The following is a 14,739-nucleotide window of genomic DNA, read 5'->3' on the forward strand; positions in this document are numbered from 1 at the left end:
GCCTGGAGTGGAGTGGGCGGGTCGGGGTTGGAGGAGTCACGTGCTTCGCGTTTTTCACCACTACTTTTCAGCCAAGAAGTTGACGTTCTTCCTCGCCGAGAGCACGGCGATCGCGCTGGCCTGTGTCGCGGGTGCCGCGGCCTGCGCGGCCCTCTTCGCGCCTCCGGGAACCTGGCCGCCGCTCGCCACGCTGTGGCCGACGCTGGTGGGATTGGGCCTGGCCTTCGTCGTCACCTTCCAGTTCACGCTGTACCTGTTGGACCTCTATGACCTCCGGGTCGCCGCGGAAGACCGGACGCGCGGCTACCGCTTCCTCAAGGCCGCGGGCGTCACCGCGATGGTGGCGGGCGGGGTGATGCTGCTGCTGCCGCTGGCGCTTCCGGTGTCCCTGCCTCCCGGCACGCTCCTGGGCGGCGCGATGGGCGCCCTGGCCGGCACGCTGGCGGTGCGCGTCTCCATCCGCGCCCTGGTGGGTGAACCCGACGCGGTCCTCATCATTGGAGATGGCCTCAAGGCCCGCGCGGTGGCGAGCGCCATCGAGGCCGGCGGCGAGGGTTCCTTCCGCGTGGTGGCCCTGGTGGACCCGCGCAAGGTGGACGAGCCCCTGGACGCGATGGCGGCCCGGCTCAATGCCTCCTACGTGGTGCAGGCCGCGGATGACATGCGCGGCGCCAACTGGGTGGATGCGCTCCTGCGCTGCCGGCTGGACGGGCGGCGGGTGTACGAGGCGGCGGGCTTCTGCGAGCGCGTGCTGCGCCGCATCCCGGTGCAGTTCCTCCGGGCGAGCGACTTCGCCTTCGCGGATGAGATGACGGTGTCGCCCCTGCGCCGGGCCTTCAAGCGGGTGTTCGACCTGGCGGTGGCGTCGCTCCTGCTCATCCTGGCCTCGCCCTTCCTGGTGCTGGTGTCGCTGGCCATCAAGCTGGACTCCAAGGGCCCCATCTTCTACCGGCAGGACCGCGTGGGCCTGGCGGGGCGCACCTATCCCTTGTGGAAGTTCCGCAGCATGCGCACCGACGCGGAGAAGAACGGCGCGGTGTGGGCGCGCTCCAACGACGACCGCGTCACGCGGGTGGGCAGGTTCATCCGCAAGACGCGCATCGATGAGATTCCCCAGGTGTTCAACGTGCTGCTGGGCCACATGAGCTTCGTGGGGCCGCGTCCGGAGCGCCCGGTGTTCACCGAGCAACTCAAGCAGCAGATTCCGTTCTACGGCGTGCGTGAGGCGACGAAGCCGGGCATCACGGGTTGGGCGCAGATCCGCTACCCCTACGGGGCCTCCGTGGAGGACGCGCGCAACAAGCTCGAGTTCGACTTGTATTATGTGAAGAACGGGTCGCTGTTCCTGGACGTCGGCATTATCTTCCACACCGTCCGGCACGTGTTGTTGGGGCGGGGTGCTCGGTAGTCAGCAACAGTCATGATCCGCGGCCTCCGGTTGTCGGGGGAGGCCGGGATGCGAAGGGTAAGCAGCCATGGATTGGGATGGGCGAGGGGGTCGGAACATGGTCGGCATGGATGTGGATGCGCCGTTCGCGGAAGCCTGGAGCCAGGACGACGCGCTCAAGCAGCAGAACGCCGAGCGCAATGAGCTGTTGCAGGCCCCGAAGGACCGCCCGACGCGCATCGTCGCGATGGGCGGTGGCACGGGCCTCCCGATGGTGCTGCGTGGGCTTGCCCGCCGCGCGACGCCCAAGGCCGGTCAGCCCGGTGTGGACATCACCGCGGTCGTGGCGATGAGCGACGACGGCGGCAGCTCCGGCCGCCTGCGCCGGCTGCACGGCGCGCTGCCCCCGGGCGACATCCGCAACTGCCTGGTGGCGCTCGCGGGTGGCAAGAGCGCGCTGAAGGACGTCTTCCAGTACCGCTTCGGCGGCGCGAAGGGCCTCGCCGGCCACGCGGTGGGCAACCTGCTCATCGCCGCGCTCGCGGAGCTGAAGGGTGACTTCCTGGAGGCGGTGCGGCTGTCCGGGGAGCTGCTGGGCGCGCAGGGCCAGGTGCTGCCCAGCACGCTCGCGTCGGTGCAGCTCGTCGCGCAGATGCACGACGACACGGAGGTGGTGGGCGAGCGCAACATCTGCCGCGCCCACGGCCGCGTGCGCCGCGTGTCGCTGAGCCCGCGCTCGCCGCCCCCGGTGGACGGCCTGCTGGAGGCCATCTATTCGGCGGACCTCATCGCCATCGGGCCGGGCTCGCTGTACTCGAGCGTGCTGCCCAACCTGCTGGTGGACGGCGTGGCCCAGGCGCTGAAGGAGACGCGCGCGCTGAAGGTCATGGTGGCCAACCTGATGACCCAGCCGGGTGAGACGGACGGCATGAACTGCCTGGACCACGTGCAGGCGGTGATTGAACACGTCGGGCCGGTGCTGGACGCGGTGCTCGTCAATGGCCGGCAGCCGAACGAGGAGTCCATCCAGCGCTATGCGCGCAAGGGCTCGTTCCTCGTGACGGCGGAGACGCGGGAGCTGTTGTCGTCGGGTGTCATCCCGGTGCAGGCGGACCTGCTCAAGGATGGGTCCAAGATCCGACACGACAGCCGCAAGGTCGCCGCCTGCCTGCTGAAGATGGCCCGCAGCGGCTTGTAGGCCTGTCCGCCCGTCACCACCTTGGGTCCCGCTCCTATGGAAGCCAGAAACCTCCGTGCCGACCCGCACGTCGTGGAAGTCAACGACCGGGCGGCCTTCATGTCCCTGGAAGCCGAGTGGAACCGGCTCGTGGAGACCACCTCCAACGAGTTGTTCTACCGGCATGAGTTCCTGCGGCTGTGGTTGGACAACTTCGCCGCGGGCAGCCGGATGCGGGTCCTCCTCCTGCGAGGCCCGGACGGCGAATTGAGCGCCGCGCTGCCGCTGGTGGAGGAGCGCACGTCGATGTACGGCATGCCGGTCCGCCAGCTCACGTCGGCCGCCAATGCGCACTCCTGCCGCTTCGATCTGCTGGCAAGCGATCCTGAACTGGCGGCGGACGCGTTCCTCACGCACCTGAAGCAGACGGGCGGCTGGGACGTGCTGCGGCTGACGGACGTGCCGGAGGGCGGGGTGGGCTTCCGCCTGGTGGACGAGGCGAAGCGCCGCGGCCTGCCGGTGGGTGGGTGGGAGTCCTTGCAGTCTCCCTACGTGACGCTGCCCGCGAAGAAGGATGCGTATTTCGCGTCGCTGCCGTCCAAGTTCAAGGCGAACTGCCGCCGGCGGCGCCGCAAGCTGGAGGAGAAGGGGAAGGTCACCTTCGAGTGCGTCACCGGCGGTCTGGATCTGGAGGGCTCGCTGGAGGAGGGGCTGCTGCTGGAGCAGAGCGGCTGGAAGGGCCAGCGCGGCACGGCCATGGCGCAGGACGGGAAGACGCGGGGCTTCTACACGGAGCTGGCGCGCGACGCGGCCTACCGCGGGCGGCTGGCGCTGTACTTCCTGCGCCTGGACGGGCGCGCGGTCGCGTTCCAGTACGGTCTGGAATACGGCAAGCGCTACTTCCTCCTGAAGCCTGGCTACGACGAAAGCCTGAAGGAGTGCAGCCCCGGCCAGTTGTTGATGGAAGAGGTGCTGGGGGCCTGCCTGGACCGGGGGCTGACCGAGTTCGATTTCCTGGGGCCGGACATGGTGTGGAAGCGCGACTGGACCCACGAGGTCCGCAAGCACACCTGGCTCTACGTGTTCAATGACACCGCCTTCAGTCGTGCCCTGTGCGCGACGAAGTTCCGGTGGGTACCGGCGGCGAAAGAGGCGGTGGCGCGATGGAAGCGGTGAAGACGTCCGACAACAAGCTGTTCGTTCCGTCCCTGCCCACGCTGTGGCCGGGAATGCTGCTGTCCAACGCCCGCCCCGGCGCGCTGCCCCCGTTCTCGTCGCCGAGCGCGCGCTACTTCTACTTCGCGCGCAACGCCGTCTGGCTGACGATGAAGATGCTGCGCCTGGATGGCGGAGAGGTGCTGATGCCCTCCTACCACCACGGCGTGGAGGTGGAGGCGGTGGTGGACGCGGGCGCGACGCCGCGCTTCTACCGGGTGGGCGCCCGCTGGGACGTGGACCTGGCGGACGTGGCGAAGCGCATCGGGCCGAAGACGAAGGCGCTCTACCTCATCCACTACGCGGGCTTCCCGGGGCCGGTGGACGCCATGCGCAAGCTGGCGGACGAGCACGGCATCCCGCTCATCGAGGACTGCGCGCTGTCGCTGCTGTCGTCGGACGGCGCGACGCCGCTGGGCACCACGGGCGACGTGGGCATCTTCTGTCTGTACAAGACGCTTCCCGTGCCCAATGGGGGGGCCCTGGTCGTCAACGGCCCGCGTCAGTACAGCCTGCCGGAGCCTCCGGCGCCGCCGCTGGCGTCCACGTTCAGCCACACCGTGTCCGCGCTGCTGCAGAACCTGGAGCTGCGCGGGGGGGCGGTGGGCCGGGGCCTGCGAGGCCTGGTGCGTTCGGTGGGCCACGGCACGGTGAAGGCCGCGAGCATCCAGCGCGTGGCCACGGGCACGCAGCACTTCGATCGCAGGCACGTGGACCTGGGCATGAGCCCGCTGACGAAGCGGATTGCCCTGGCGCAGGACCTGGAGGCCATCGTCGAGGCGCGCCGCCGCAACTACTTCTTCCTGCTGGGCCGGCTGCGCGACGTGTCGCCGCCTCTGTTCAACCAGCTCCCGCCGGGTGTGTGCCCGCTGTTCTACCCGATGGTGGTGCAGGACAAGGAAGCGCTGCTGGCGCGGCTTCGCGACCGGGGCATCGACGCCATCGACTTCTGGAAGCGCTTTCATCCGGCGTGCGACCCGTCGGAGTTCCCGGAGGTCGCGCAGCTGCGGCGGACAATCTTGGAGATTCCCTGCCATCAGGACCTGTCGCCGGAGGTGATGGCGGAGGTGGCGGAGGCGGTTCGGGACGCGCTGAAGGCGGAGCGCCGTCCGAGCCAGCGCACGGGATGAGTGGGATGGTGGCTGGCTCCCGGGTTGCAATAACTGACGGGAGCCAGGTGGCGGTGCATCGGGAAAGGCATCAGGGTGACGCGGTGATCCGCGAAGAAGAGCTGACGGCAGGGCCGCAGGTCGCGCCGAGGTTGGACGTGGCGGCGGTGGGCAGTGCTTCGCAGTTGTCGGGGATGCGGGCGGAGTGGAACGCGCTGTTGGACGCGAGCACCGCCGGCCCCTTCAACGCCTGGGAATGGCTGTATCCGTGGTGCCGGCGCATCTCGCCGGACGTGCGGCCGCTGGTGCTGACGGCCCGGGACAGGCTGGGCACGCTGGTGGGCCTGCTGCCGCTGGGGCTGGAGCACCGCTGGGTGAACGGGGTGCGCGTGCGGCGCCTGGGCTTCCTGGGTGAGACGCACGTGGGCAGCGACTACCTGGACGTGGTGGCGCGCAAGGGCCGTGAGGCGGAGGTGGCGCGCGCGTTCTTCCAGGTGCTCCAGGGGCTGCGCGACGAGTGGGATGTGTTGGATTTGACGGACCTGCGCGAGGGTTCGCTGACGCTGGATGTGGCGCGCGAGGTGTTTGGCGACGCGAACGTGCGCAAGACGGACCGGTATGTCTGTCCGTATGAGACGCTGGTGCCGGGCGAGCCGTTCGACGCGTTCCTGAAGCGCACGGGCCGCCGGGACAACTACCTGCGCCGACGCAAGTGGTTGGAGAAGCAGGACGGTTACTGCATCGAGCGCACGGAAGCGCCGGGCAATCTGGCCGGGCCGATGACGGACTTCTTCCGGTTGCATGCGCTGCGCTGGTCCTCGGATGGAGGGTCGCAGGGCATCAAGGGCGCCGGGGTGGAGGCGTTCCACCGGGATGCGACGCAATTGCTGGCGGAGCGGGGCCGGCTGCGGATGTACACGATGAAGGTGGGAGGCCAGGCGGTGGCCTCGGTGTATGGCATCCTGCATGGACAGTCGTTCATCTACTTCCAGTCCGGCTATGATCCGGCGTGGCGCAACCGCAGCGTGGGCCTGGTGTTGGTGGGCGAGACGTTCAAGGACGCCATCGACCTGGGACTGACGGAGTACGACTTCCTGCGAGGCACGGAGTCCTACAAGGCGGATTGGGTGACGAAGCAGCGCCAGACGGTGTCGCTGCGCGTGCACGGTGCGGGCATCGGCGGTGCGTGGTTCACCCAGTCCGAGGCGCTGGCCCGCAAGGCGCGCAACGCGGTGAAGAGCGTGCTGTCGGATGAGCTGGTGGAGAAGGTGCGCCGGCTGCGTCGCCGCAAGGCGGCGGTGCATTAGCCCTCCTCCGGGCCTTCGGAACGGTGAAGGTCCCGCCACGGCTTCAAGCCGTGGGGAGGGATCATCCCGACCCGCCCCCTGGAGGGGCCGCCGGAAGTGTCTGTGAGGGACGCGGTGAGGAGCTCTGCCTCCGGGCGCGTCCTCCAGACACAATCATGAGGCAGGGATGGACAGGGTCGGTGGCGAGGGGCAGCAGGCCTGCTCCCGCCGCCGTCCCGCGTTCCGAAAGCCCAGGTGCCTTTTCGTGGTGCCAGACGTCAGGGGTTAGATCCAGGCAGTCAATCACTCTTGGATGGCTTCTGCCCGGCTCCGGGAGATACCTGTCACGGCGCAACGACTTGGGTTGTGCCCATTGATAGACGCTTGACAGTCCCGCATGGCCAGTGGATTCTTGCCCGCGACTCGGGTCGGAGGGGCCGACACGAGGGGGATTGAGGGGGCGAGTGATGTGTGGCCATGTCCACGCTCAACGAGCCATGCGGATGGCGTTTCCGGCCCCTTCTCAGGCCGTGAGACCGCCAGCCCTTCAGGAGTGGGCTCGTGATGCATTCAGTGTCATCGCTCGAAGAGAGTAGTGATGTCTCGCCGACTTCCACTCAATCCGTTTCGGCTGGGTTGATGGAAGTGGCACAGCCCATTCCCAGTCAGGACGCGGTTGACGTGCGTGGTGCTCTCCATCAGGCGTTGCCGGGCTTCATCCAGCCGGTGATCACGCTCATCTCAGGAAAGCCATATCAAGGAGAGCGGCCCCGGAAGTGGACCGCCGGAGGGCATGTCCTCCAGGCCTGGCTGCTGCTCCTGACGGGGATATTCCTCTCCGCGGTGTCGCTGCGGGCCGGTGCCTATTGGGCCATCCCCATCGGCTGGGCCATGACACTCTCGTGTGTCCGGAAGCTCCAGGTGGTGATCATGCATCATTGCTCTCACCGGAACGTCTTCAAGGACGGGCGCTGGGATTCCGTGCTGGGAACGACCATCTCCATTGTCCTTGTCGTCAAGGCGTTCTGGCAATACCGCAAGGATCACGCGCTCCATCACAGCAATGAACGCCTGCTCACCGCCTCCGACGAGACCATCCAGTTCCTGACCGGGTATTCGAACCTCGCGGCGGGGCTTCCCAAACGGGACCTCTGGCGGCGGTTGCTGATCGGGCTGCTTTCGCCCTTCTTCCACCTGCGCTGGCTGTTGGACCGGCTGTCCTCTTGTTTCTGCTCGAAATATACACTGCACAATCTGATCGCATTCACGTTCTGGGGGCTGGTGCTCTGGGGCGTGGGGCACGCGGGGCTCTGGCTCGAGTTCGTCGTCGCCTATGTGATTCCCGCGACGCTTCTGTACAACATCAGCGCGACGCTCCGGTTGGCGGCCGAGCACCGGTTCCCGGACGACGCGACGTTGATGCTCACGCGGGACAAGCGCTTTGTCTGCCGCACCACCGTGGCCGTCTTCCTGGCCTCGCCTCCACCGGCGCAGGGCTCCTGGGTGGCCTGGCTGCGTTGGAGCGGGGAGATGGCGGCGCACCTGCTCGCGCGGGTCTGTGTCCTCGTCGGCGACACCCCCTGTCACGACTTCCACCACCGTCACCCCAACTCCCACGATTGGGTTGACTACATCCACGCGCGGGACGCGGATGCCGCGCTCGGCGCTCCTGGCTTCCCGGAGCCGTACCTTGAGGAGTGGGGCCTGATCCGCGCCATTGATTGCAATCTCAAATCAATGAGCCTCACCCGTCGGATCGGCTGAGCACCGTTCGTCGTCCACATCGTCAACGTCGTCCCACCCGCGCTGGCGCGGGGTGGCCCCCTTTCGTCCCTGAATGGATGGGCAGATGTCGAAGCGAGATACCAATGCCTTTCGCCTGCCGGTGACGGAGCCGCCCGTCACCCTCCGGGACACGTTCCTCTGGAGCGTTGCCCAGGTTCCGGACTGCCCGGCGCTCCTGCTTGAGGAGCGAAGCTGGAGCTACGCCGAACTGGACGCCATGGCCCGGCGATGGGCGGGGCTTCTGCTGAAGGCCTCCGGGGGGACACCGGCGCGGGTGGGCGTGCTCGCCAACCGGGGGCTCACGGCCTATGTCGGGATCCTGGCGAGCCTCTATGCCGGCGCGGCCTTCGTCCCCCTGAACCGCAAGTTCCCCGTCGTGCGCACCCGCACGATGCTCGAGCAGGCGGAACTCGATGCGGTGATCGTCGAGGCCGAGGCACTGCCGCAGGCGTGCGAGGTGCTCTCCGGGTGCACGCGGCCCGTCCCGCTGCTCGTCCCGGATGGAGAGGGGCGGTCGTTGCCGGAGGCCGTCATGTTCGGGCCGGAGGCGCTCGCGAGCGCGGAGCCGCTGGCGACACTGCCCGCCGCCGCCCCCGAGGGGGGGGCCTACCTGCTCTTCACCTCGGGGAGCAGCGGGCAGCCCAAGGGCGTTCCCATCACCCACGCGAACGTGCTCGCGTTCCTCGGGGTCAATCGCGAGCGCTACGGGCTGACGCCCGCGGACCGGGTGAGCCAGACGTTCGACCTGACGTTCGACCTTTCGGTCTTTGATCTCTTCATGGCCTGGGGCGCGGGGGCGTGTGTCGTTCCGCTGAAAGCCATCGAGCTGCTCGCTCCCGCGGAGTTCGTCCGCAAGCGCGGCATCACGGTGTGGTTCTCGGTGCCCTCGGTCGCCGCGCTCTGCCAACGCCAGAAGCTCCTGGAGCCCGGCTCGATGCCCTCGCTCCGCTGGAGCCTGTTCTGTGGGGAGGCGCTGCCGGTGACCAGCGCGGAGGCCTGGCAGGAGGCGGCCCCTCACTCCGTGGTGGAGAACCTCTACGGGCCCACGGAGCTGACGATCGCGTGCGCGGCCTACCGGTGGGACCCGGCCCGTTCTCCCGCGGAATGCGTGCAGGGGCTCGTTCCCATCGGGCAGCTCTATGAGGGGCTCACGGGGCAGGTCGTCAACGAGGCGCTGGTGGAGGTCGAAGAGGGCGAGGCCGGCGAGCTCTGCGTCGCGGGGCCGCAAACCTTCACCGGATACTGGCGGGCGCCCCAGCTGACCCAGGAGCGGACGTTCGAGCGCGTGGGGGCGGATGGACGGCTTCTGCGGTTCTATCGCACCGGCGACCTGGTGAAGCGGATGCCGGGGGGCGCGCTCGTGTACCTGGGCCGGGGTGACCATCAAATCAAGGTGGGGGGCTACCGCGTCGAACTCGGCGAGGTCGAGGCCGCCATGCGCCGCGCCGGGTGTGTCGATGCGGTGGCCCTGCCGTGGCCTTCGGTCGCGCACCCCGAGGCCATCCTCGGGGTGGCGACGGGCGCGGTCGAACCGAAGCGCGTGCTGGAGGTCATCCGGCGGCTGCTTCCTGTCTACATGGTCCCGCGGGTCATCGCGGTGATCGAGGACCCGCCGCTGAACGCGAACGGGAAGATCCACCGCGGGGCCCTTCAAGAGCGCATCCACGAGCTGTGGAGCCAGGAGCGGCGCGCGGACGTTTTGGGGGCCAAGGCCCCCTCATCCCTACCCACCAGGATTGAGCTGTGATTCCAGCCAGAGCAAGCGAACCGTCGGAAACGTTGGATGTCGAGGCGCTGATCGCCAGCGTCCTCCAACTCGACCCGGAAGCCGTCACCGACGAGCTCGAGTACCAGTCCGTGGTGGAGTGGGATTCGCTCCAGCACGTCGTCCTCATGGTCGCGCTGGAGAAGGCGTTTGGCCTCCGGATCAACGGGGAGCTGCGCGTTCAGCTCAGCTCGGTGAAGGCCATTCGCGAGTTCGTCCGGAGCGGCGTCTCGGGGCGAGGCGCGCCGAAGGCGGTGGGGGTTGGCTCCGAACCCAGGGAGGGGCCGCAGGCCGCGGCCGCTCCGACGATTCACCGCGGGCTCGAGGGGGTGCACTTCGACCGGACGTCGATCGCGCGAATCGACGGGGAGCGGTCCGCGCTGGAGTACCGGGGCTATGCGATTCGCGACCTCGTGGAGCATTCGTCGTTCGAGGAGACGACGTACCTGCTCGTGATGGGCGAGCTGCCGGGTGCGGCCGCGCTCGCGGCCTTTCGCCGCGAGCTGGAAGCGGCGCGAGCGGTACCTGCCTCCGTGCTGTCGCTCGTGGGCTCACTCGCCAGCGCCCACCCGATGGAGGCGCTGCGGACCGGCGTCTCCGCCCTGGGCGCGCTGGACCCGGAGAGCGCTGATCATTCGAAGGAGGCGAGCCTCCGCAAGGGGGTGCGGCTGGTGGCGCAGATTCCCCTCCTCATCGCGGCGCATCAGGCCGCCCGCGAGCGGCGGCCCCTGCCGCTCGTGGCCCCGGGCACCTCGCACGCCAGCTACCTGCTCCATCTGGTGAGGGGGGAGGCTCCCAGCGCCCTGGATGAGCGCCTCATCGACACCGACCTCATTGTTCACGCCGATCACGGCTCGAACGCCTCCGCGTTCACGGCCCGGGTGGCGGTGGGCTGTCGCGCGGGAATGCACGCCGCGATCACGGCGGCCATCTCCGTCTTCGCGGGAACGATCCATGGCGGGGCCGCGGAGGCGGTCACCCAGGTGCTCGACGTCGTGGGGACGCCCGAGCGCGCACGCTCCTACGTCGCAAGTCAGTTCGAGCAGGGGCTGCCGGTGATGGGCTTCGGCCATCGGGTCTACCGGGGCGAGGACCCGCGGGTCGGTCCGCTCCGCGATGCCGCGCGGGAAGCGAGCTCACGGAAGGGCGACATGCGGGGGTTCGAGATCATCACCGCGCTCGTGGAAGCGATGAGGCCGTATGCCCGCCATGGGATCGAGGCGAACGTCGACCTCTACGTCGGTCTGCTGTACCGGATGCTGGGCCTCTCCGATGAGCTCGCCGTCCCGATGTTCGTCGCGGGGAGGATCGCCGGCTGGGTGGCCCAGGCGCGGGAGCAGGAGTCGAACAACGTCTTGATCCGGCCCCTGCTCCACTACGTTGGCGCCGCCAGTCGCGCCCATCCGGGCCCTGGGGGGCAGTCTTGAAGGGCACCTCGGACTTTCCGCATGCAGGCGTGTCGTACCGCCTGCACGACCTGCGCCTCCTCGCGGAGGAGGCGGGCATCGACCTGGCGTCCGTCCCGTTCTCGGGGCGGGTGCTGCTCGAGTCGATCCTCCGCAACGAGTCCCGCGAGCTGGCGCTCACGTGCGCCCGGCGGCTGGCGGTCGGGGAGGAGGCCGGGATCGAGTTCGCGTTCCGGCCGGCGCGGCTGCTGCTGCAGGACTACACCGGGGTTCCGGCGCTCGTGGACCTGGCGGCGATGCGCGACCATGCCTCGGAGCGTGCCGGCGACCCGCGACGCATCAACCCGGTGGTCCGGACCGATGTGGTCATCGACCATTCGCTCCAGGCGGATGTCGCGGGCGTGCCCGATGCGCAGGAGCGCAATGAGCGCGAGGAGCTGCTGAGAAACGAGGAGCGCTTCGCGTTCCTGGGATGGGCCTCCCGCTCGTTCGACCGCATGCGGGTCTTCCCCCCCGGCAACGGCATCGTCCATCAAATCAACCTGGAGCGGCTCGCTTCGGTCGTCACGACGGACGAGTCCGTGGAAGCGCCGCTGCTGCTGCCGGACACGGTGATTGGCACCGACAGCCACACCACGATGGTGAACGGCCTGGGCGTCCTGGGATGGGGCGTCGGTGGGTTGGAGGCGGAGTCGATCATGCTCGGGGTGCCGGTGACGACCCGCGTGCCGCCCATCATCGGGGTCCGTCTGTCGGGGGAGCTGTCCCCGGGCGTCACCGCGACGGACCTGGTCCTCACCCTGACGGAGCGCCTCCGCGCGGAGGGCGTCGTCGGCGCGTGGATCGAGTTCACCGGTCCGGCATTGGGGCGGCTGTCCGCGACCGACCGGTGCACCGTCGCGAACATGGCGCCCGAGTATGGCGCCATGCTGGCCTTCTTCCCGGTCGACGCCCAGACGCTCCACTACCTGCGCCTGACGGGGAGGGCCGAGCAGGAGGTCGTCCGGGTCGAGGCCTACTGCCGCCGTCAGGGTCTGCTCTGGGAGGAGGGGGCGCCGTCCCCCCGGTTCGGGCGCCTGCTCGAGTTCAATCTCGGCACGGTCGAAGCGTGTGTCGCGGGCCCCAGCGCTCCCCATCAGCGGGTGTCGCTCGGTGGCCTGCGCGGCTCGTTCGAACGCTTCGCTGGCGTGGAGGGCCCGGCCGCTCCCGGGCTGTCGGACGGCGCCATCGTGATAGCGGCGATCACTTCGTGCACGAACACCTCGAACCCGACGTCGATGATCGCCGCGGGGCTGCTGGCGCGCCGCGCGGTCGAGCGCGGGCTCCGGGTGCCGGCGCATGTGAAGACGAGCCTTGCTCCCGGGTCGCCCGCGGTGACGCGCTACCTGCGGGAGGCCGGTCTGCTCGAGCCCCTCGAGGCGCTGGGCTTCCACGTCATCGGGTATGGCTGCACCACCTGCAACGGGGGGAGCGGTCCGCTCAAGAGTGACGTCGCGGAGCAACTGGCGCGCTCGGGCGCCGTGGTCGCCTCCGTCCTCAGTGGCAACCGGAACTTCGAGGGGCGGGTCCACGTGCAGACCCGCGCGAACTACCTCGCCTCACCCGCGCTGGTGGTCGCGCTCGCCCTCGCGGGCAACGTCCGTGTCGACCTTGACCGGGAGCCCCTCGCCTTCGACGCGGAGCGCCGGCCTGTTTCGCTGCGGGATATCTGGCCTGGGAGCGAGGAGGTCGCACGGATCGTCGCCGCGAGCGTGCGCCCCGACGTCTTCACCGCCGGGGCGCGGCTGGCGTCGTTCGATGCGGCGCGCCGGGACGACGCTCCACTCGCGAGCGACGTCTTCAGTTGGAAGGAGGCGTCCACCTATATCCGCAGGCCGCCGTACCTGTCCGCGAACAGCGGCGCGAGGACGGTGACGGACGCTCGCGCCCTCGTCGCGCTGGGCGACGACGTGAGCACCGATCAGATCTCTCCCGTGGGGGCGATCTCCGAGCGGTCTCCGGCGGGCCGCTACCTCTCCGAACGCGGAGTCCTGCCCACGCGCTTCAACTCGTATGGCTCCCGAAGGGGGAATCACGAGGTGATGGCCCGGGGGACCTTCTCCAGCTCCGGGTTGAAGAACCTGCTCGTGCCCGGCCTCCGGGGCGGCGACACGGTGCACCTCGCCTCGGGGCAGGTGATGCCGGTGTTCGAAGCGGCCCAGGCCTACCGGGCCACGGGCACGCCGCTCGTCGTCCTCGCGGGCCGCAACTACGGGATGGGCTCCTCGCGAGACTGGGCGGCGAAGGGGCCGTGGATGCTCGGGGTGAGGGCGGTGATCGCCGAGAGCTTCGAGCGGATCCACCGCTCGAACCTCATCGCCATGGGAATCCTGCCCATCGAGTTCGAGCCCGGCGACCGTTGGTGGGACCTGGGCCTGACGGGCCACGAGCGCTTCAGCTTCGAGGACGTCCACTCACCCCGGGCCCGCATCCACGTCCACGCGCGAGGTGAGGGCACCCTGTTCGAGTTCAAGGGGACCGCGCGGATCGACTCCGAAGGCGAGCTTGCGCTCTATCTTCACGGTGGAATGCTCCCCTATCTGCTGCATTCCCCGGCGCCCGGGTCCCGGGCCCACGGACTGGAGACGACATGAAGAAGCTGCGCTGCGCCATCCTTGATGACTACCAGGACATCTCGACGAAGATCGCCGACTGGGCACCCCTGCACGAGCAGGTGGACGTGGTGGTGTTCCGCGAGCATTTCTCCCAGCAGGACGCGCTGGTCGCCGCGGTCGCTGATTGCGAGGTGATCGTGATCATGCGTGAGCGCACCCCCTTCCCGAAGGCGCTCTTCGAGAAGCTGCCGCGGTTGAAGTTGCTGGTGACGTCGGGAATGCGGAACGCGGCGATCGACGTCGCCGCGGCGGCCGCGCACGGCGTGACGGTGTGCGGAACGGCGAGCTCCTCCGAGCCCCCCGCGGAGTTGACCTGGGCGCTCCTGCTGGCGCTCGCGCGCAACGTGGTGGGCGAGAACGTCGCGTTTCGTCGCTCGGGGCCCTGGCAGAGCTCCGTGGGGATCGACCTGCAGGGCAAGCGGCTGGGCCTGCTCGGGCTTGGAAAGATTGGCAGCAAGGTCGCGAAGGTGGGGGCCGCGTTTGGAATGGACGTGGTCGCCTGGAGCCCGAACCTCACCGACGCGCGGGCCGCGGAGGTGGGGGTGACGCGCGCCGCGTCGAAGGAAGCCCTGCTGGAGACGAGCGACTTCGTTTCGATCCACCTCGTCCTCGGGGAGCGCTCGCGTGGATTGATTGGACGTGCCGAGCTTGAGCGGATGCGGCCGACGGCCTTCCTGATCAACACGTCGCGCGCGCAGATTGTCGAACAGCCCGCGCTCGTCGAAGCGCTGACGCGCGGGACGATCGCGGGCGCGGCGGTGGACGTCTTCGAGGTCGAACCGGTGCCGGAAGGGGACGTGTTGCGGACCCTGCCGACGCTGCTGGCGACGCCGCACCTGGGGTACGTCTCCCGGAACAACTACGCCACCTACTTCCGCGAGGCGGTCGAGGACATCCAGGCGTTCCTGGCCGGCTCGCCCATCCGCAAATTGAGTTGAACCGCAGGAGAGGAACT

At 69.0% G+C, this 14,739-nt stretch carries 10 protein-coding genes; all 10 read left to right on the plus strand.

Annotated features, from left to right (window positions below):
* Positions 1–40 precede the first annotated feature (40 nt).
* The 10 genes from exoE to D7X74_RS10240 all read left to right on the plus strand — a co-directional run bounded on the left by exoE (position 41) and on the right by D7X74_RS10240 (position 14,722).
* A complete protein-coding gene (gene exoE, locus D7X74_RS10195; RefSeq protein WP_120532735.1) occupies positions 41–1,408 on the plus strand; it encodes a polyisoprenyl-phosphate hexose-1-phosphate transferase ExoE in 1,368 nt (455 codons plus the stop codon).
* A 97-nt stretch (positions 1,409–1,505) separates the two neighbouring features.
* Complete coding sequence (yvcK, locus tag D7X74_RS10200; RefSeq protein WP_120532736.1) at positions 1,506–2,585, plus strand: gluconeogenesis factor YvcK family protein; 1,080 nt, start codon at positions 1,506–1,508, stop codon at positions 2,583–2,585.
* Positions 2,586–2,621: 36 nt separating this feature from the next.
* Positions 2,622–3,740, plus strand: a complete 1,119-nt coding sequence (locus D7X74_RS10205) for a GNAT family N-acetyltransferase (protein ID WP_120532737.1) — start codon at positions 2,622–2,624, stop codon at positions 3,738–3,740.
* A complete protein-coding gene (locus D7X74_RS10210) occupies positions 3,728–4,909 on the plus strand; it encodes a DegT/DnrJ/EryC1/StrS family aminotransferase (RefSeq protein ID WP_120532738.1) in 1,182 nt (393 codons plus the stop codon). Before D7X74_RS10205 ends, D7X74_RS10210 begins: the two co-directional genes overlap by 13 nt.
* 83 nt (positions 4,910–4,992) lie before the next feature.
* Positions 4,993–6,195, plus strand: a complete 1,203-nt coding sequence (locus D7X74_RS10215; RefSeq protein ID WP_120532739.1) for a GNAT family N-acetyltransferase — start codon at positions 4,993–4,995, stop codon at positions 6,193–6,195.
* A 540-nt stretch (positions 6,196–6,735) separates the two neighbouring features.
* Positions 6,736–7,938 carry a hypothetical protein gene (locus tag D7X74_RS10220; protein ID WP_147446532.1) on the plus strand — a complete coding sequence of 401 codons (1,203 nt, stop codon included), beginning with the start codon at positions 6,736–6,738 and terminating at the stop codon, positions 7,936–7,938.
* Positions 7,939–8,023: 85 nt separating this feature from the next.
* Complete coding sequence (locus D7X74_RS10225) at positions 8,024–9,706, plus strand: amino acid adenylation domain-containing protein (RefSeq protein WP_120532741.1); 1,683 nt, start codon at positions 8,024–8,026, stop codon at positions 9,704–9,706.
* Positions 9,703–11,151, plus strand: a complete 1,449-nt coding sequence (locus tag D7X74_RS10230; protein WP_199741800.1) for a citrate/2-methylcitrate synthase — start codon at positions 9,703–9,705, stop codon at positions 11,149–11,151. The genes D7X74_RS10225 and D7X74_RS10230 overlap by 4 nt, the downstream gene beginning before the upstream one ends.
* A complete protein-coding gene (acnA, locus tag D7X74_RS10235; RefSeq protein WP_120532743.1) occupies positions 11,148–13,763 on the plus strand; it encodes an aconitate hydratase AcnA in 2,616 nt (871 codons plus the stop codon). The genes D7X74_RS10230 and acnA overlap by 4 nt, the downstream gene beginning before the upstream one ends.
* Complete coding sequence (locus D7X74_RS10240) at positions 13,760–14,722, plus strand: D-2-hydroxyacid dehydrogenase family protein (protein ID WP_120532744.1); 963 nt, start codon at positions 13,760–13,762, stop codon at positions 14,720–14,722. The genes acnA and D7X74_RS10240 overlap by 4 nt, the downstream gene beginning before the upstream one ends.
* The last annotated feature ends 17 nt before the right edge of the window (positions 14,723–14,739 follow it).

The organism is Corallococcus sp. CA047B (assembly GCF_003612065.1).
Lineage (GTDB): Bacteria > Myxococcota > Myxococcia > Myxococcales > Myxococcaceae > Corallococcus > Corallococcus praedator.

Excerpts from the sequence above, each read along its gene's own strand:
- yvcK (WP_120532736.1), top strand. The coding sequence starts at position 1,506 with ATGGTCGGCATGGATGTGGATGCGCCGTTCGCGGAAGCCTGGAGCCAG.
- D7X74_RS10205 (WP_120532737.1), top strand. The coding sequence starts at position 2,622 with ATGGAAGCCAGAAACCTCCGTGCCGACCCGCACGTCGTGGAAGTCAAC.
- D7X74_RS10210 (WP_120532738.1), top strand. The coding sequence starts at position 3,728 with ATGGAAGCGGTGAAGACGTCCGACAACAAGCTGTTCGTTCCGTCCCTG.
- D7X74_RS10225 (WP_120532741.1), top strand. The coding sequence starts at position 8,024 with ATGTCGAAGCGAGATACCAATGCCTTTCGCCTGCCGGTGACGGAGCCG.
- D7X74_RS10240 (WP_120532744.1), top strand. The coding sequence starts at position 13,760 with ATGAAGAAGCTGCGCTGCGCCATCCTTGATGACTACCAGGACATCTCG.